The sequence below is a fragment of the Aliidiomarina indica genome (genome assembly GCF_015354615.1).
Taxonomy (GTDB): Bacteria; Pseudomonadota; Gammaproteobacteria; order Enterobacterales; family Alteromonadaceae; genus Aliidiomarina; species Aliidiomarina indica.
Map to the genome: position 1 here is coordinate 74,743 of NZ_JACAVQ010000009.1, position 18,243 is coordinate 92,985.

General features: G+C 50.1%; 14 protein-coding genes. 5 read left to right on the forward strand and 9 right to left on the reverse strand.

Going from position 1 to position 18,243, the window contains the following annotated elements; all coding sequences use genetic code 11:
* Positions 1–138 precede the first annotated feature (138 nt).
* Both HXZ99_RS11460 and recQ read right to left on the reverse strand, forming a co-directional pair.
* The gene (locus tag HXZ99_RS11460) at positions 139–3,372 is read right to left on the reverse strand and encodes a TonB-dependent receptor (protein WP_194757427.1); all 3,234 of its coding nucleotides are present in this window, start codon (positions 3,370–3,372) and stop codon (positions 139–141) included.
* Between the two features lie 391 nt (positions 3,373–3,763).
* On the reverse strand, positions 3,764–5,593 hold the full coding sequence (gene recQ, locus HXZ99_RS11465) for a DNA helicase RecQ (protein ID WP_194757428.1): 1,830 nt from the start codon (positions 5,591–5,593) through the stop codon (positions 3,764–3,766).
* A gap of 110 nt (positions 5,594–5,703) precedes the next feature.
* Here recQ and HXZ99_RS11470 point away from each other — a divergent pair, with 110 nt between their 5' ends.
* Both HXZ99_RS11470 and rarD read left to right on the forward strand, forming a co-directional pair.
* On the forward strand, positions 5,704–6,162 hold the full coding sequence (locus HXZ99_RS11470; RefSeq protein ID WP_194757429.1) for a thioesterase family protein: 459 nt from the start codon (positions 5,704–5,706) through the stop codon (positions 6,160–6,162).
* Positions 6,163–6,166: 4 nt separating this feature from the next.
* Positions 6,167–7,123 carry an EamA family transporter RarD gene (rarD, locus tag HXZ99_RS11475; RefSeq protein ID WP_194757430.1) on the forward strand — a complete coding sequence of 319 codons (957 nt, stop codon included), beginning with the start codon at positions 6,167–6,169 and terminating at the stop codon, positions 7,121–7,123.
* A 14-nt stretch (positions 7,124–7,137) separates the two neighbouring features.
* Here rarD and uvrD read toward each other — a convergent pair whose 3' ends face one another.
* The 7 genes from uvrD to lptM form a co-directional block, all read right to left on the reverse strand.
* Complete coding sequence (uvrD, locus tag HXZ99_RS11480; RefSeq protein ID WP_194757431.1) at positions 7,138–9,309, reverse strand: DNA helicase II; 2,172 nt, start codon at positions 9,307–9,309, stop codon at positions 7,138–7,140.
* A gap of 92 nt (positions 9,310–9,401) precedes the next feature.
* Positions 9,402–10,112: an HAD-IA family hydrolase gene (locus HXZ99_RS11485; RefSeq protein ID WP_194757432.1), complete on the reverse strand. Its 711-nt coding sequence runs from the start codon at positions 10,110–10,112 to the stop codon at positions 9,402–9,404.
* A 22-nt stretch (positions 10,113–10,134) separates the two neighbouring features.
* A complete protein-coding gene (gene xerC / locus HXZ99_RS11490) occupies positions 10,135–11,037 on the reverse strand; it encodes a tyrosine recombinase XerC (RefSeq protein WP_194757433.1) in 903 nt (300 codons plus the stop codon).
* Positions 11,037–11,747 (reverse strand): DUF484 family protein, encoded by a 711-nt coding sequence (locus tag HXZ99_RS11495; protein ID WP_194757434.1) that lies wholly within the window; start codon positions 11,745–11,747, stop codon positions 11,037–11,039. Before HXZ99_RS11495 ends, xerC begins: the two co-directional genes overlap by 1 nt.
* Positions 11,744–12,571 (reverse strand): diaminopimelate epimerase, encoded by an 828-nt coding sequence (dapF, locus tag HXZ99_RS11500; protein ID WP_194757435.1) that lies wholly within the window; start codon positions 12,569–12,571, stop codon positions 11,744–11,746. The genes HXZ99_RS11495 and dapF overlap by 4 nt, the downstream gene beginning before the upstream one ends.
* Before the next feature lie 19 nt (positions 12,572–12,590).
* On the reverse strand, positions 12,591–13,850 hold the full coding sequence (lysA, locus tag HXZ99_RS11505; protein WP_194757436.1) for a diaminopimelate decarboxylase: 1,260 nt from the start codon (positions 13,848–13,850) through the stop codon (positions 12,591–12,593).
* 11 nt (positions 13,851–13,861) lie between these two features.
* Complete coding sequence (lptM, locus tag HXZ99_RS11510) at positions 13,862–14,023, reverse strand: LPS translocon maturation chaperone LptM (protein ID WP_194757437.1); 162 nt, start codon at positions 14,021–14,023, stop codon at positions 13,862–13,864.
* 149 nt (positions 14,024–14,172) lie between these two features.
* On the opposite strand from lptM, the gene hemC reads away from it, so the two are divergent.
* From hemC to HXZ99_RS11525, 3 genes are read left to right on the forward strand one after another with little or no spacing between them, the layout of a single operon-like run.
* Positions 14,173–15,111, forward strand: coding sequence for a hydroxymethylbilane synthase (gene hemC, locus HXZ99_RS11515; RefSeq protein ID WP_194757438.1), 939 nt, complete (start codon positions 14,173–14,175; stop codon positions 15,109–15,111).
* A gap of 3 nt (positions 15,112–15,114) precedes the next feature.
* Entirely contained in the window at positions 15,115–17,070 is a 1,956-nt protein-coding gene (locus HXZ99_RS11520) for a uroporphyrinogen-III synthase (RefSeq protein ID WP_194757439.1), read from the forward strand.
* A 6-nt stretch (positions 17,071–17,076) separates the two neighbouring features.
* The gene (locus tag HXZ99_RS11525) at positions 17,077–18,237 is read left to right on the forward strand and encodes a heme biosynthesis HemY N-terminal domain-containing protein (protein ID WP_194757440.1); all 1,161 of its coding nucleotides are present in this window, start codon (positions 17,077–17,079) and stop codon (positions 18,235–18,237) included.
* Positions 18,238–18,243: the final 6 nt, after the last annotated feature.

Consider the following 18,243-nt stretch of genomic DNA (forward strand, 5'->3'; position numbering starts at 1 on the left):
ATGCCAGAATACGTCGGGTTTGACACTAGCACGAGCGCCATTGAAAACAGATTAGACTTTAGCAGAAGTTTCGAGCACAAAAAAACGGCCACTTAAATAGTGGCCGTTTATCAATTGCTTTCTTCTTAACTTGGAGGCTTAGAAGCGGTAGCGAACACCGATTTTCGCGTTCCAAGTTGAACCGCGCGCGTTGTAACGCACTGCATCAGCTTGAGTACCGAAGCCACCGAAAGGAGGGCTGTAGATGTACTGTCCAGTGTCTGGGTCTACCTGTACCGCGGCAAAGCGAACACCGGTATCCGAGAAGCTCACTGTGTGACGCTGGTTGTTGTCAATCATCGCCAATACGTTACGGATATCTACGTAGATAGCACCGCGATGGTCGTTGAACAATCCTGGGATTTCCTGCTCAAAGCGGAAGTCTAGGTTCGTCAACCAAGGACCACGGTTACCTTCGTTACGTACCGCGTAGCCACCAGCGTACTGGCTCAGGTTTGCACCTTCTAACCACTCAGCTAATTGCGCATAGGTTAAGCCGCCAGCATAGCGAACGTTTGGATCGTTCGGGCCGCTTGGGATATATGGCAAGTAGTTGGTAGAAGACCACAAGTTTTGCTGTGAACCGTCACCAAATCCACGGAAGCGGAAGGTATCCAATGCGTAGCTGTATGGACGACCAGACATGCGCTCCCAGAACAGGTTGAAGTTAGACGCGTAACCCGCAAAGATTTCTGTACGGTAGTTCAATGACGCCATCAAACGATGCTTCACTTCATACGATGCAACGCCCACAGTTGGGTGCTGTTTGTCGATCGCCGTTTGGAAGTTGTAGTTTGAGTGCGCTGTTGAAGAACCACCAGAAGTGATGTCTTTTACGTCTTGGTTAGCATAGCTGAAACGGAAGCCTAAGCCGTTGTCCCAGTTGTTACCAATACTGAAAGTTGATACCACTGAGCGACCACCAGAAACGTTCGTTAACAAAATATCGTAACGGTTCGTGTTAAAGCCACCGATGGTGTCTGGACGTGGTCCAGCCAATGGATCCCAACCCACATACAGAGGACGTCCGCCCATTGAAGTGACATGGTTACCATTGTCGTCAAGCAATGCAGCTTTCGCTAAGTTAGTCCACGCAACTTCACGATCTTTTTGCGTATACACAACTTCCGCTGACGCAAACCAACCATCACCCAATAATGGGATGCTTAGGTCTGAGTAGTCTAACGCTAACGCATAACGCGTGTCGTAAGGCATTTTGAAGTTTGGATCGATTGGCGTGGTGTTACCGTCGCCTGCTTGCAACGCATCACGCATTTGCTGAGGCACAGAGGTAATATCCGCGTCCTGAACGTTGTTCAAGTTTGGCGCTGCAACGATTGTTACACCATCGTTTGAATATGCGTTTGAAATCCAAACATTGGGGCGACCACCAGAGAAGCGACCTACACCACCGCGAACAGTAATGTTATCAGTCCACTCATAGTTGAAGCTGAAACGTGGAAGAATCAGATCCAAGCCATCCATGTTCGTGGTGTTATCAAAACCATAACGGTCTTGGAAGTTTTGGTTGAACGCAGGACGATCATTGGACTGGAAGCGCTCGTAGCGAACACCGAAGTTCAACGTTAGATCCCAGTTCACATCCCATGTGTTTTGCAAATATGCAGCCATGGTGCCATAGGCAAACTCAGCAGCACCGTCATTTACGTTATTGGTAAATGCGTTTTGGTATTGAATTTGTGCTGCAAACTGGTTCTCAAAATCGTCGATGCTATCGAAGGTGTAAACACCCAACGCGTTCTGTACGAACAAGTTGAATACATCGATGTTTTGATATTCTGCACCGAACTGGATTTGATGCTCACCTAACAGGTACTCAGCATGCAATTGCAGTTCAGTAGTCGTGGTTTCTAGATGGTTGGCGTGACGTGAACGGTCTGGACCGATATTGATGGTACCGCCAGCGCCTGCTGGGTTCTCATCCGCAGTAAAGCGCACATCTACCTGACCCATATTCAGACCCAGTGAAGGATCCTGACCCGTGGTTACATCTTTCACAGACGCTTTGAATTCAGTACTCAAATTTGGTGACCAGTTTGAATACAACTGCAACGCGAAGTTATCCATGGTCTGAGTACGCGTGTACCAACGTGAATTAAGGTTCAAGTTAGTAGTACCACCGGTACGCGTATTATTCGCCGCTTCATCATCAGCACGCTGATAGGTAAATGATGCACGGTGCTCGTTGGTGATGTTCCAGTCCAATTTCACGAGTAACTTCTCGTCTTTTTGGTCTGGCTGAACGTTCCAGTCACCCGCGTCAACGCCGTACACATCGCGTGCGATTTGCTGTACGCGAGATACAACCGTTGGGTCGATCAGTTTTTGCTCAACCGCCGCAGAACCCATAGGGCCTTGATCTACTGAAGTCGGCTCACTGTAGTTTTCGTAGTTAACAAAGAAGAACAAGCGATCTTTGATGATTGGACCGCCTAAGCTGAAACCATAGGTTTCTTCTTTGTAATCAAGATTTGGACGCGCGCCACCCAAAATACGGCTTGATTTTGGATTGCCAGCGATGTCATCTGACGCGTACTCATAGAAGAAAGAGCCGCTCAGTTCGTTGGTACCAGAGCGAGTTACCGCATTGATACGTGCACCTGAGAAGCCAGAGTAACGGGCGTTAAATGGAACCGTTTGAATTGATACCTGCTCAATCGCATCGATTGAGATAGGTGAACGGTTCGTTGGGTAACCGCCTGAGTTCAGACCGAAGTCATCATTCTGGCCGATACCGTCAACAGTAATACTGTTATAACGTGGGTTATTACCACCTACCGTGAGTGAACGGTTATCGTCACCCAAGTCGGCAGCTAACGGGTTTTGACGCACAACATCTTTTAGGTCGCGGTCAAACGTTGGCATGTTCTGAATCTCTTGCGCACCCCAGGTGCTAGAAGAGCCAGCTTGCAACGACGTGGTGTTAATCGCGCGGCCAGTTACAGTGATACGCTCATAACGCTCTTGACGAGCATCAAGTTGTGCGTTTACACGGTATGTGTCACCCAACTGCAGGAAGATATCTTCCAGGGTTTTACCTTCGTATACTTCAGAGTCGATCATTACAATGTAAGGACCGCCAACACGCAGACCAGACGCGGTAAAGATACCGGAATTGTTGGTTGTTGTTGTAACTACAGTACCTGATGGAACGTGCTGAATGATAACGCGAGTATTGGCAACCACTTCACCTTGTGGTCCAACTATCTGGCCACGCATGGAGGAAGCAGTTTCCGCCATCGCAACACCAGACATTCCCAACGTAAGCGCTACTGCCGCAGCAATGCGAGTCAGTTTCGTCGTTTTAGTCATGCCGAATTTCCTGCATAGTTAGTGTGTGAGAGATTTAAGAGTAGCTTGGACGCGTAACGATACCCTTGGATTGTGACAATCCAATGACTATCGCATGAACGAAACGCGCGAATTCTATTACAAATAAGAGACAGTTTCACCGATTTTTTGCCCAATTTAGCCGCTTTTTTGTTATCAATATGTAGCTACATCGATTTTGTTTGATTATATATTAGTCAAACTGTATGACAAAATAATTACAAGATCTAGTTGAATAATTAATCAATTAGCATAGAAGTTGTTAAACTTTTTCTGTGTGGGCTTTTTTTACCGCTGGGCTGCGTCTATTACACTGACGCGGGTTTCAGCCACCATACCAACAAACGCACGCTGATACTCAGCGTGCGCTTGTCTAATTTCCCAAATATTCCTTTATTTCTGCAATAAACGCATCAGCGTAGCGTTCTAGCTTCACTTGCCCCACTCCGGAGATCCGCAACATCGCCTCGGGGGTGGTGGGGAGCATCAGCGCCATTTCCTGAAGGGTTACATCACTGAACACGACGAAGGGCGGCTTCTCCTCTCGCTCTGCAATGGCTTTTCGCAAGACTCGTAAACGTTTAAATAGCGCCTTGTCGTGCTGGCCACGGTCGGTCACCGTCTCGCTTTGTGTGACCGTCTGTACGCGTGGCACTGCGAGGGTCAATGCGATTTCTCCACGCAGAACCGGACGGGCTTCCTCGGTAATAATTAAGGCGCTATGGCGCCGAATGTCTTGTATTAGTAAGCCGCGATGAATGAGTTGTCTAAGTACTGAAGTCCAATGCTCTTGGCTTTGCTCTTTGCCAATTCCCCATGTGCTGAGTTCATCATGCCGATATTGTTTTACTTTTTGTGTTTGTGCCCCGCGCAGCACTTCAACGATATAGTGCAATCCAAATTGCTGACCGGTTCGATAAACACAACTGAGCGCTTTTTGTGCATCTACTGTGCCATCGTATGAACGCGGTGGTTGCAAACATAGGTCACAATTACCGCACGCATGTTCCCGATACTCGTTAAAATAATTCAACAGCACGATGCGACGACAGGTTTGCGCTTCGGCAAACGACGTCATAGCGGAGAATTTTTGTTTTTCCACACGGGCACGGGGACTATTTTCTTGCTCATCTAACAGCCGCCAAATCCAGTTCGAATCATTGGGTTCGTACAACATGACTGCTTCCGCCGGTGCTCCATCGCGCCCGGCCCGGCCCGTTTCCTGATAGTAGGATTCAACACTGCGCGGAATATCAAAGTGCATAACAAAGCGCACGTTGGGTTTATTAATCCCCATGCCAAAGGCCACTGTGGCGACCACCACGTCAACATCATCGCGTAAAAAGCGCTTAAGGGTGCTGTGACGCTGCTCATGGGGCAAACCTGCATGGTAGGGCGCTGCCCGCACCCCATTGCGCATAAGTGACTCGGCAATTTCTTCGGTTTTTTTCCTGCTACCACAATAAACGATGCCGGATGCGCCCTTCTGCCGTTTCACGTACGCCAGGACTTGCTCGCGCGGCTTGAATTTCTCCTGCACTAAGTAGCGAATATTCGCCCGATCAAAGGAACCTTGCACAAGCTCAGGCGTATGCAGATGCAAACGTTCGATAATATCGTGGCGGGTCACCGCATCCGCGGTTGCGGTGAGCGCCAGCACCGGTGTACCCGGAAGCCACTCGCGAATTTGGCCGAGCTGACCATACTCAGGACGAAAATCGTGGCCCCATTGGGAAATACAATGGGCTTCATCAACCGCGATAAGGGAAACGTCCAGTTCTGCTAAGCGTTCTCTGAAGTTCGCTTGCATTAAACGCTCCGGCGCCAGATACAACACCTTCAGTTCGCCGCGATGCAGTTTGCGAAACGTATCCATCACGTCCGCAGGCTGCATACCGGAATGCACCGCACCAGCAGCAATGCCTAATTCCTGCATTGCTGCGACCTGATCGTCCATCAGTGATACTAACGGCGAAATGACTAAGGTAACGCCAGGCAGCATTAAGGCAGGTAACTGGTAGCAGAGTGATTTTCCCGCCCCGGTAGGGAGCAGCGCTAAGGTATCTTGACGTGTGAGAACGGCACGAATAATGGCCTCTTGACCAAATCGAAAGGCATCGTAACCGAAAACATCACGCAGCTTTGCTTTCGCCTCGACAAGTCGAGAATCTGGGGTGGCATGGGCTGTGGATAGAGATTGCACTGCTAAAATCACCGTGGTCGTAAGTTCTGGTTAAATGGCCTGATGTGTTGTTGACTCTCTGATCGATGCTCACTATTGTAAGCGTCCCAGCCACAGATAACCATGAGCATATGTCTTCTTCTTCGTTACTCGAGCAAATTTCTAGCTTTATGAATGAGCAGATCCCATTTCAACAGTATTTGGGAATTGTGGTGACTCGTTTCGATGCGCAGCAATCTGAGGTTCGTTTTCGTTGGAAAGATGAGCTTGTGGGCAATGCCCCCATGCAAATTCTCCATGGGGGCGCTACAGCAACCGCGCTTGATACTGCCGGCGGCGTCGTCATTATGGCCAGTGTGATCGAGCGTTTAAACAAAGAGCTCGGTCCTGAAGAAATTGTTCAACGTATCGCCCGCTGCGGCACCATTGATTTGCGCGTAGATTACGTACGGCCAGGCCGTGGCGAAGAATTCATTACAACCGCCACCATTATTCGTTCCGGCAACAAGGTCGCAGTAGCACGCATGGAAATGCACAATAACGAAGGAATGCTCATCGCCTTTGGTACCGGCACTTACATTGTAGGATAACCACGTGAATCCACCGGCTCCATTACCCGGAACAGCAGAGGCAGATCGACAAGCGCAACAAGGCGTTATCTTTGCCATCGCCGCCTATACGATTTGGGGTGTCGCCCCGATCTATTTTAAATCGGTTGCCCATGTTCCCGCCTTCGAGATTCTGGCGCACAGGATTATGTGGGCGTTTATACTGGTATTTGTACTGCTCGCTATGACCGGAAAACTTTCAAGGGTCGCGGCGGCATTTAAACAACCAAAACTACTCTTTCGACTAGCCATTGCCGCTGTGCTCGTGGGATTCAATTGGTTTTTGTTTATCTGGGCAATAGCCAACGACTTCATTCTTGATGCCAGCCTCGGGTACTACATTAATCCATTACTCAATGTCGCCATTGGAATGCTATTTTTTGGCGAGCGCCTGCGCAGATTGCAAATATGGGCGGTAGGATTAGCCTTCACCGGCGTGGCCATTCAAATCATCACCTTCGGCTCGGTGCCTTGGATTGCCCTTACGCTTGCAGCATCCTTTGCTACCTACGGTGCGATACGTAAACATTTGCCCTTCGATTCTTTAACCGGCTTGTGGCTTGAAGTCTTGATTCTATTACCGGCCATTCTGATTTACTTCTTTATGTTCGCAAACAGTGATGCCAGCAATATGTTTGCAAATGACTGGAGTTTAAATGTGCTCTTGGTGATGGCAGGGGTGGTTACCACGGTACCGCTGTTATTTTTCACCGGCGCGGCAAAACGCATTCGTTATTCCACGCTCGGGTTCTTCCAATACATCGGACCTAGCCTGATGTTTATTCTCGCTGTCTTCTTATACGGCGAGCCATTGGAACTCGATAAAATGATAACCTTTGCGATTATCTGGACCGCGCTTGGCATTTATTCGTTTGACGCAGCGAGGATGCACCGGCAAACACGGCAGGCGGCGAAAGCCGCCAGAGCCGCAGCGATTAAATAAGGTGTGAGTTTGCACTAGCGCAATGGTGTCAGCTTTGCGTAGGCAACCACCAACCACTTGCTTCCCGCATCGTCAAAGTTCACCTGAATTCGACTTTGCGGGCCCGTTCCCTCGTAATTGAGCACCGTTCCTTCACCAAAGGTTTGATGCAATACGCGCTGCCCCAACTGAAACCCTGTTTCGCTAAACGCTTCGTGGGAAGCGCCGCTATGGAACCGGCTTCGCCGCGCCGATGGTTGTTCAATGCGGGTTTGCACCCGCACTTCGGCGAGAAGTTCAGATGGAATCTCGGCAATAAAGCGACTCGGCCGATGGAAGTTTTCTTGGCCATATAAACGACGACTCTCAGCATAGCTCATCACCAATTTTTCCATGGCACGCGTCATGCCTACATAGCACAACCGGCGTTCTTCCTCTATGCGCCCAGGCTCGCCTGACGACATTTGCGAGGGAAAGGTTCCCTCTTCCATACCTGTCATAAACACTAACGGAAATTCCAAACCTTTAGCGCTGTGCAATGTCATTAACTGCACTGCGTCTTGATAAGCGTCGGCCTGCTCATCACCCGCTTCAAGTGCCGCATGGGCTAAAAACTCGGCTAACGGCGTCATATCTTCTTCACCCGAAGGCATAAACGACTCGGTTGCACTGACGAGTTCTTGTAAGTTTTCCACCCGCGTTTCCGCTTTGTCACTTTGCTCCGCCTGATACATGGCGAGTAATCCGCTGTCTTTTAACACGCGATCTGTCTGCTTTGATAACGGTTGATCAATGCAAGCGTCTTCAAGCTGCTCAATAAGTTCAAGAAACGATGCCACCGCATTTCGAGCGCGCCCAGATAGCATCGATTCACCGACCATTTTGCGTGCTGCATTCCACATCGTGGTTTGCTCGTTCCGCGCTAACTCGCGCACCAAACTGAGCGTGCGCTCGCCAATGCCGCGACTGGGAGTATTTACGACCCGCTCAAAAGCCGCGTCATCTTGCCGATTACTCACTAAGCGCAAATAGGCCACCGCATCTTTTACTTCTTGTCGATCAAAGAAGCGTAAGCCGCCATAAATACGATACGGCAGACTTGCATATAGGAGCGATTCCTCAAGCACCCGTGATTGGGCATTATTTCGATACAGCAAGGCCACATCACTTAAGGCGCCACCTTGCTCGTGCCACTGTTTGATTTGCGCAACAATATAGCGGGCTTCTTCCTGTTCGTTGAATGCGGAATACAGGGTAATGGGTTCACCATCGACACCATCGGTCCATAAGTCTTTACCCAACCGATCGCTATTATTGGAAATGACCTGATTCGCAGCTTTTAGAATGGTGCTGGTGGATCGATAGTTTTGCTCGAGACGAATAGTATCCGCACGCGGAAAATCACGTAAAAAATGCTGCAAGTTTTCCACCTGAGCACCACGCCAACCATAAATAGACTGATCGTCATCACCAACGATGGCAACATGATTATCGCTCCCCGCTAGCAAGCGTACCCAAGCGTATTGAATTTGGTTGGTATCCTGAAACTCATCCACCAGAATATGACGAAAGCGTTTTTGGTAATGTTCACGCACATGTTTGTTATCACGCAATAATTCATGAGCGCGTAATAACAGCTCGGCAAAATCGACTAAACCAGAACGATCACAAGCCTCTTGGTAAGCCTGATAAATCTGCAAAAATGTTTTCTCTGCTGGATCCCAGGTTTCAATATGCTGAGGGCGCAAGCCATCATCTTTTTTGGCATTGATATACCAGCCCGCTTGCTTTGCCGGCCATTGCTTTTCATCTAAGTTAAGCGCTTTAATGGTGCGCTTTAATAATCGGGTTTGGTCGTCACTATCGAGAATTTGGAAGTTCTGAGGCAGGCGAGCGTCTTGGTAATGTGCGCGCAACAAACGATGTGCCAAGCCATGAAAGGTGCCGATCCACATCCGCTGAACATCACGACCCAACAGTTTTTCTACGCGCCCGCGCATTTCCGCAGCCGCTTTGTTGGTAAATGTGACGGCCAGAATCGAGAATGGCGAGTAATTCATTACTTGAATTAGCCACGCTATGCGGTGCACCAATACCCGTGTTTTGCCACTTCCCGCGCCAGCGAGAACCAACATGTCTTGCTCGCCGGCACTTACGGCTGCACGTTGCCGTTCATTTAGGCCGTCGAGCAAATAAGAAACATCCATGGTGATCCCTCTGGGTTAGAAATGTCAAAGAATACGCGCCCATGATACTGTACATAAAACCAGTAGGCAACGACGCTAAAGCACGTCGGTTTTTACAGTAGCTCTCGCAATGCGTTGAGGTCTTTAATGGTGGCATGAGGCAAGCGTGTCATCGCCACCGGTGGGGCTTTTGGAGCAAACCAAATAGCTTGTGCGCCAAAGTTTAGTGCCCCTTGTACATCACTTATGGGGTGATCACCCACGTGCACAAGTTGCTGCGGGCGCGCTAGCCCTAAATGGCTGCTGGCAGCCGCAAATAGATCAGCATAGGGTTTACCCCGTTGCCCGAGTTTTGGATGAAAGGCCATTTCAAAATAATCACCCAATCCCAAACGATAAATATCCGCATTACCGTTACTTACCGCGACTAAGCGAAACTGCGTGCCTAAATCGGCAAGCAATTGATGCACCTCTGGGGCAATGCGTACATCATTGCGTGCTTGTAGAAATCGCTCCATACCTTCATCGGCCATTGCTTTTGCTTGCCTTTCCGACACGCCGCGTTGGGTTAATCCGCGCGTGAGCGTGGCAATCCGCAATGCCGTCATGTCGCTCGCCAACTCCGCATCTTCTGCGGCAACATGATCGCGCAGCTGCCGCCACGCCTGAGCATCGAGATCGCTCACCGCCGGCCATGCTTGTGCGATGTATTCTGCCAATAACTTCTCTGCGCGCTGAATGACCGGCTCATTATCATAAAGCGTATCATCTAGATCAAAGCTAATTGCGGTGAATGGGTGCAAACGTTGGTGAAAATGCCACATAAAAATTCTCTTAAAACTGCTGTTATTTCTTCCGCCGCGCGCGTGGATGCGCTGCATCATACACTTGGGCTAAGCGCTGAAAATCCAAGTGGGTATAAATCTGTGTGGTGCTTAAATTGGCATGGCCGAGCAATTCCTGCACCGCCCGCAAATCCTGACTCGATTCCAGCATATGGGTGGCAAAACTATGGCGTAGTTTGTGCGGATGCAAGTTATCAAACAACCCTTGCTGTAATCCCCACTTCTTCAGTCTTAACTGCACGGAGCGAGCACTAAGACGGGTACCTCGCTGTCCCAAAAACAGAGCAGCGTGTTCATTCCCCGGTAACTGAGCCCGTTGTTCAAGCCAACGCTGCAACCAAATGGCGGCTTCGCGACCATAGGGAACGATGCGCATCTTGCTACCTTTTCCAACAATGCGTAATTCTTGATCAGACTGAATATGGCTAACATCGAGCGACACCAGTTCCGCTAACCGCAACCCGCTGCTGTAGAGCAGTTCGAACATGGCACGATCGCGAATGGCCAACCAATCATCGGGAGGGATTTCCAGAAGTTGAATCATGCTATCCACATCGAGGTTTTTCGGTAGCCGTTTGGGCGCTTTCGGCGCTTTCACGACACGTGCTGGATTGGTGGTAAGTTGGCCACGCTCTATTTGAACGGTAAAAAAAGTACGTAGTGCAGATAATCGCTGATGAATATTGGCCGGCCCTGCGCCAGCCCGACGCCAGGCAATTAACATCTGTTCAATCGTCGTCACGGTGACATCTTGCCACCGAGAAATGGCCATATTCTGTAAATCATGGACGCAATGGGTAAGCTGTCGATGGTAGCTTTCGACGCTGCGTGACGCATAACCACGTACGCGCAGCAGATAATCGGCGAAGCTCGCCACTTCCTGCTGCAATGCGTCTTTAGCCATTATTCAGGGCTCCGATGTGCTCCCAAAACCCGCGGTAGCACAACAGCAAGTACATCTTGAAGTTGCGTAATAAGGAGGTAATCCATGGTAGGGTCGAAATGCAGGGGGTCTTTACTTCCTACTGCGAGCATTCCAAGCTCACCTTCTTGTCCGAGCAACACCAGTGCCACCGATTGAATATGTTCTTCTTCCCGAAACAGGAGTTTTAACTCATCTTTCGGCAATCGGCCTAAATAAACTTTTTCATCTTCAAAGCGACGTGACAAGAGCTGCTTATGCGTATCTGCTGAGAAGGTAAACTGCTCTGGCAGCGCCACCGGGCTATCGAAAAATTTTAAAGACAGTTCCGGTAAAGCAAGCTGCTCGCGGAAGGTTTCTTGTAAGTTTTCAATGACCGAATCGAGGCTGTCGCACTTAAGAAGCTTGCGGTACAGCAAACTGTACCCTTTAAAAATTTGCTCATTGCGGCGAGCTTGCGTCATCAGCGCCGTAATTTCATCTTCAAGTGTGGCGACTTTTTCCCGCAGCGCTCGTTGCTGACGCTCCATTAAGGATACCGAGCCTTCCTGTTGGTGCCGCAAATTCATGCGCACCAAAACGTTTGGATAGTGCTCAAAAAAATCTGGGTTCGCACGCAGGAAATCCGCAACCATGTCCGCATCCAGTTGCGTTGTATCAAGTTCAGTGGCTAGCACTTTATCTTTGCTCATATTACAAATTGTCCATCAAAAACATGTTCAGCTGGGCCACGCATCCACAGCGATTCTCCCGGTTGCCACGTAATTTCGAGGTTTCCGCCAGGTAACTCGATTGTGGCCGGCGAGGCGAGTTTCTCTTGTATCATACCCCATACCGCGGCGGCACAGGCACCTGTGCCACACGCCTGGGTTTCACCAACGCCGCGTTCATAAACACGCAGCTTGGCGCTTTTCTCTCCGGTAATCTGTAAAAAGCCTACATTGGCCCCTTCCGAGAATCGCTCGTAGCGGGTCAGTAGTCCGCCAACTTCGTTCACTGGTGCTGTATTTACATCGTCAACGAGTAACACACAATGGGGATTGCCCATGCTCACCGCGCCGATCAAAAAGGTTTGTTCCTGCGCTCTTACAATGTAGGTGATTTCTTGCTTGTTCGCTCGAAACGGAATCTCTGAAGGCTCAAGAACTGGCTTACCCATATCCACATTGACTTGACCATCTGCTTCCAAACGAATGCGAATGGTGCCTTTTTTGGTACTCACCGTCACTTCTTGCTTATTGGTTAAGCCTTTCATACGCACGAAGCGGCCAAAGCAGCGTGCGCCATTACCACACTGTTCCACTTCTGAGCCGTCGGCATTAAAAATCCGATAATGGAAATCCACATCCGGATCATAGGGCGCTTCCACCATCAATAGTTGGTCGAAGCCAATACCGCGGTGCCGGTCTGCCAAGGTGGCAATTTGCTCACGACTTAAGAAAATGTTTTGCGTGACGTTATCGATCACCACAAAATCATTCCCAAGACCGTGCATTTTAGAAAAATGAACCAGCATGATTGTATCGCTTATTCCTTTACTGTGAATTCGAGTTTGGAATCAATGATTCTCCACGCCATACATCTTCAAGCGTTTCCCGCGCTCGAATTAAATATGCGTGATCGCCATTGACCATCACTTCCGGTGGCCGCGGTCGAGAATTGTAATTCGAGCTCATTGCAAAGCCGTAAGCGCCCGCACTTTTTACCGCAAGCAAATCACCAGCGGCAACTCGCAGTGTCCGATTCTGACCCAAGAAGTCGCCAGTTTCACACACGGGGCCGACGATATCACCACTCACTTCAGGTGCGCTTGATTCAACCACATTCACAATATCGTGATGTGCTTGATATAACGAGGGCCGCAATAAATCGTTCATTCCCGCATCAACCATCACAAAATGCTTACTGCGATTCGCCTTTAAATATTCAACGCGAGTTAACAGAACACCTGCATTAGCGACAATAGCGCGCCCCGGCTCAAGGTACAAAGCTAAATGAGGGTAATCCGCTAAGCGTGCATGCATCGCTTGAAGGTATTCGCCAATCGGTGGTGGTGTTTCATTGGCGTAAGTAACACCTAATCCGCCACCCATATCCAAATGCTTCAGCGTTATGCCCTCGTTCTCTAGAGCATCCACCAAAACTAACATGCGATCTAATGCATCAAGAAATGGCTGTGTTTCTGTCAGCTGTGAGCCGATATGACAATCCGCGCCAACAATCTCGACTGCAGGTAGCTGAGCCGCCCGTAAGTAGGTTGCCATCGCATCTTTCATGGGAATACCGAATTTATTCGCTTCTAAACCGGTCGCAATATAGGGGTGGGTTTTCGCATCCACATCCGGATTCACTCGAAATGAAATGCGTGCAACACAATCCATCTCCGTAGCGATCTCAGATATTCGATCCAGTTCCGCGTCGCTCTCTACGTTAAATTGACCGATATCTTGGGCAAGCGCATAACGAATCTCTGCATCGGATTTGCCAACACCGGAAAAAACGATGTCCTGTGCCCGGCCACCCGCTCGCAATACCCGCGCGATTTCGCCCCCCGAGACCACATCAAAGCCGGCGCCCAGTTCCGCTAACACTTGCAACACGGCAAGATTAGAGTTCGCCTTTACCGCATAACACACTTTATGTGGTGCGGGCATATGAGCCTCAAACGCCTGCCACTGGCGCACAATCCCCGCACGTGAATAGACATAGCAAGGCGTGCCAAAGCGCGCCGCAATGTCGGTTAAGGAGATATCTTCAACGTGCAGTACACCACTGCGAGTCGCAAATTCTGACATGAACAACCTGTTTAAACTGAAATGTGAGATGGTAAACGCTCAACCTGCGCTTGCGCTTCCGGTTCGGTTTGCTCCGGCTCCTCGGGCAAATAAAGCGGTCCTTTCTGACCACAGCCCGCTAAAACTAGCAAGGTTGTGAGCGCTAACATAATGGTCTTCGTGCGTTTTCTCATGAGTCACGTTACACTTGAGTATTAAAGTTCCATATAATCGCATTCACGTGCCAATTTGTCACCCGAAAGGGGTGTGAACGGGCTCGATTCGTAGCATTTTCTGCACAACGAAACAGCTTTTAGATCCGATTCGACTCTCAGGGAGCATCATGACCAGCAACACTCTCACCATCGCAACCCGCAAAAGTGCATTGGCACTCTGGCAAGCAGAGCACATTAAAGCGCGTTTAGAATCCTTGCATCCGGGGCTATCTGTGTCGCTGTTACCGATGTCGACACGCGGCGATGTTATTTTAGATACGCCATTGGCGAAAATTGGTGGTAAAGGACTATTCGTGAAAGAGCTCGAAGTGGCCATGCTTGAAGGGAGAGCAGATATTGCCGTGCACTCCATGAAAGATGTGCCTGTTGAGTTTCCAGACGGTCTTGAGTTAGCTACCATTTGCACCCGTGAAGACCCTCGTGACGCGTTCGTTTCCAATGCCTATCAAAGTTTAGCCGAGATGCCCGCAGGAAGTATTGTTGGTACGTGCAGCCTGCGGCGTCGCTGCCAAGTTGCGGAGCAATTTCCTGATCTCGTAATTAAAGATTTACGCGGGAATGTGCAAACACGCCTGCGTAAGCTTGATGAGGGCGAGTTCGATGCCATTATCCTTGCTGCCTCCGGCTTAAAACGATTAGAGCTGACTGAGCGCATTACCGCATGCATGCCGGTCGAGTTATCTCTTCCAGCCAATGGTCAGGGTGCGCTAGGCATTGAGTGTCGCAGCGATGACAACCGTGTAAAAGCGCTGTTAAAACCTTTGGAAGATGATGTCACTCGCGCATGCGTATTAGCGGAACGCGCAATGAATCGGCGCCTTGAAGGCGGTTGCCAAGTGCCCATCGGCGCCTATGCAGAACTGCATGAAGGCCGTATTCATTTACGCGGTTTGGTGGGCGACCCGAACGGTACGCGCGTACTGCGTGACGAAATACAAGGGAACGCCGCTGATTACGAACAACTAGGGCAGCAACTTGCCGAGCAGTTACTCGCCGCCGGAGCCGGCCAGATTCTAGCTGCGGTTTATCAAAACGCAGAGGAGTAAACGATGCGCACCGGTACTTTGCTCATTCGTCCCGACCAAACCGCAGATCCGATTGAGTTAGCCCTGCGCGATCGTGGCGTGCCGGTGTATAAATTCGCAATCATTGAAATTCAACCACTGCCCGTTTCCGCCGAACAAATCGATGAATGGTGTAATACCCACTGGGACGGAGTAGTGGCCATTAGCCCGAATGCGGTGCGTTGTTTCGACAAGCAGCGCAACAATGCGCCGTGGCCATCAGCCAAGCACTACTATACTGTAGGTGCTGGCACCGCCGAGACACTCGCAGCAGCAGCTGCTCAACCTGTGCATTACCCTGCCGGCGAGTTTACTAGCGAAGGTCTATTAGAACTGCCCGAGTTACAGCAATGCGCTGAGCAGCAGTGGCTTATTATCACCGGTGAGAATGGCCGTAGCCTTTTGGCCGATACGCTTTCTAAGCGCGGCGCGCAGGTAACTACAGCCGAGATATATAAACGTGTTCCGCGGGTAAATACCTTGCCCGATGAGGAACCTAAGTGGTTGCAAAGCGTCGAAACTATTGTGGTCTCCAGTGTTGAGCAGGCTCGCCTTTTCTGGGAGCATTTAAGTGACGATGGGCAAGCATGGGCAAAAAACTGTACTTGGGTTGTCCCGAAAGGCCGAATTGCTGATTTTGTTGTAAGTTTAGGTATCGACGCGACACAGATTGAAACGACAGAAAATGCCGCACCACCTTCTATTATTCGGACGTTGACGAGAGCTAGGAAATCGACTGCTATGACGAAAAAGGATACGCCAGACCAATCTACGGCTAAAGCGACTGAGACGCCGTCGTCTGCAACTAAGAAAAATGAAGCGGCCGCACCGGACAAACCAGGCCCCGCAAAGCTGGGTGTGTTTAGCCGTTTTCTTATCTTTGTGATTACTTGTAGCGTACTGGTGTTAGCGGCCGGAGGCTATTTCGTATGGCACGAGCAGCAAAAGTGGGTCTCGGAGACGCAAGCAAAATTATCCGATGTGAATGCGCGCTTAGCCCAAGCGGAACGCCCGAGCACCGAAGTCCGCGATTGGAGTGAAGACATTAATGAACTGCAAGACACCATCGCGCGCCAGTTTGAAGCAGAGCGGCGTGCCCGTGAACGCGGATTGCAACGTATCGATACGTTACGCTTAGATTCAGAATCGAGTTTGCAGCAAGCCATTGATGATAACGCACGCACGACGCAACGACTGAGCGATGAGCTGCGAGCAAGCAATGCGCGTCATGGTTCGGCCCGACACGTATTCGAAGCCTATGACTTAGTGACTGCAGCAGTTCACCGCCTCCGCTTTGAGTTCGATAAGGTGGGTGCCATTCGTTTACTAGAAGCCGCTCGTGAGGTTCTTGAGACGCAGTCACCGGAGCGCGATCAAACGATTATCCGTCAAATCGGTCATGATATTGAGCTGCTTGAAGAGTTGCCTAGCATCGATTCTCAAGCCATCGCCCTCCATGTGCAGCGATTACAACCTCGTGTTCGCAGCTTGCCATTTAGCAGTGAGTTCGCGGCGAAGCTGCAAGACGACGCACAAGCAGACATTAGTTCCGACATTAGCCAATGGCGCCAGAATTTGGCCAACGCTTGGTCGAGCTTTAGTCAAGATATGATTAAAGTACAACGCCACGATGAACTCCCATTGCGACTCGATCACGATCAGCGCACGCTTATTTTGGGACAAATGGAGTTAGCCCTGCAAATCGCCCAACAAGCCGCGTTGCGCCATCACGGTGATCTCTATCGAAACACCTTACGCGATCTAACTACGGTGATTGACACCTATCTCAACACCGAGCATACCGATGTTCGCCAATTCAAAGCAGAAGTAGCGGTATTACTCGATTTACCCGTAGAACCCGATTACCCAACCCGGCTTCTTTCTCACGCTATGTTGCGAGATCGCGTGAGCGATTTGCATTCTAACAGCCAGGGGGAGTAAACGGACGTGCTCAAAGCTTTGCTTCTGATTCTAATCTTAGCGCTCGGTCTTATCGTCGGCCCAATGTGGTCGGGTAACCCTGGGAGTGTATTAATTCTGGCTGGGCCTTACTCCATTGAAATGAGTCTGGTGGTTGCAACCCTGATCGTGGTCGCCGCGCTGCTCCTGTTATGGACGCTGCAAGCCATTTTCAGAAAACTCTCCTCGGGTAAACAAGTAACCCTCGGTTGGTTTTACAAACGTAAGCAGCGCAAGGCTGAGGAACAAATGGCTCAGGCCATGCATCACTGGCTTGCCAAAAATTATCGCGAAGCTGCTACGCAGGCGGAACGTGCCGCGCCCTCTTTAAAGCAGCCACAGCACGGGTATTTGTTGGCGGCGTCGGCATGGCAAGCGTTGGGTAACCAGAACGAGTTAAAGCGCGTGTTAGGGCTTGCCTACGACGTGGCCAACGATGATTTAAACGTACGCTTACTGCAGCTCGAGCAAATGACTGACAGTACGCTGGCACTAAAAACCGCACGACAGCTGCTGCAAGATCACCCAAAACACGGCGGCGTTCTGCGCGCCACAGCAGAAGCGTATTACAAACACCAACACTTTGAGTCGTTACGGCAATTACTGCCACAAATCCAAGATCGGGACATAGTACCCGGGGCTCGTTTAGCAGAATTCACGCGCGCCAGCTACCGTGCCCTTTATCAAAGTGCGGGCAGCGCTTCCGAGCGTCTCTTAAGTTTCTGGAAAGACACACCCAAGAAACTTCGACGGGCTCCTGCGGTTCGCATGGCTTATCTTGATGTCCTAACGCAACGGGGACTTGGAGCTATCGCCAGCAAAGTGGCCACGCGTGGCCTTGAACTCAACGTGTTTACCGCGAGCGATCTACTCCAATTTGAAATGCGCGAGTGGCGACAAACTGAAGCACTGCGCGAACAGGTTGAAAAACAGATCAAGCGGCACCCTGATCATCCCAATTGGTTTGTTCTGTTAGGGGTTTTAGCTATGCAAGAATCTGATTACGGATTAGCTGAACGGGCACTGCAAAAAGCAATTTCTATGAAACCGTCACAACTTGCCTATCGTTTACTGGGGGATGCCTACATCGCCGGGGGGCAGAAAGAAACTGCCCTACAAGCCTATCGCCAAGCCGCGAATTTGCGCTAGGAGCTA

What these genes read in the sequence shown, in the direction of transcription:
- HXZ99_RS11460 (WP_194757427.1), bottom strand. Translation starts at nt 3,372, where the DNA reads ATGACTAAAACGACGAAACTGACTCGCATTGCTGCGGCAGTAGCGCTT.
- lysA (WP_194757436.1), bottom strand. Translation starts at nt 13,850, where the DNA reads ATGTCAGAATTTGCGACTCGCAGTGGTGTACTGCACGTTGAAGATATC.
- uvrD (WP_194757431.1), bottom strand. Translation starts at nt 9,309, where the DNA reads ATGGATGTTTCTTATTTGCTCGACGGCCTAAATGAACGGCAACGTGCA.
- HXZ99_RS11520 (WP_194757439.1), top strand. Translation starts at nt 15,115, where the DNA reads ATGCGCACCGGTACTTTGCTCATTCGTCCCGACCAAACCGCAGATCCG.
- xerC (WP_194757433.1), bottom strand. Translation starts at nt 11,037, where the DNA reads ATGGCTAAAGACGCATTGCAGCAGGAAGTGGCGAGCTTCGCCGATTAT.
- dapF (WP_194757435.1), bottom strand. Translation starts at nt 12,571, where the DNA reads ATGCTGGTTCATTTTTCTAAAATGCACGGTCTTGGGAATGATTTTGTG.
- hemC (WP_194757438.1), top strand. Translation starts at nt 14,173, where the DNA reads ATGACCAGCAACACTCTCACCATCGCAACCCGCAAAAGTGCATTGGCA.
- HXZ99_RS11495 (WP_194757434.1), bottom strand. Translation starts at nt 11,747, where the DNA reads ATGAGCAAAGATAAAGTGCTAGCCACTGAACTTGATACAACGCAACTG.
- HXZ99_RS11485 (WP_194757432.1), bottom strand. Translation starts at nt 10,112, where the DNA reads ATGTGGCATTTTCACCAACGTTTGCACCCATTCACCGCAATTAGCTTT.
- lptM (WP_194757437.1), bottom strand. Translation starts at nt 14,023, where the DNA reads ATGAGAAAACGCACGAAGACCATTATGTTAGCGCTCACAACCTTGCTA.
- HXZ99_RS11470 (WP_194757429.1), top strand. Translation starts at nt 5,704, where the DNA reads ATGTCTTCTTCTTCGTTACTCGAGCAAATTTCTAGCTTTATGAATGAG.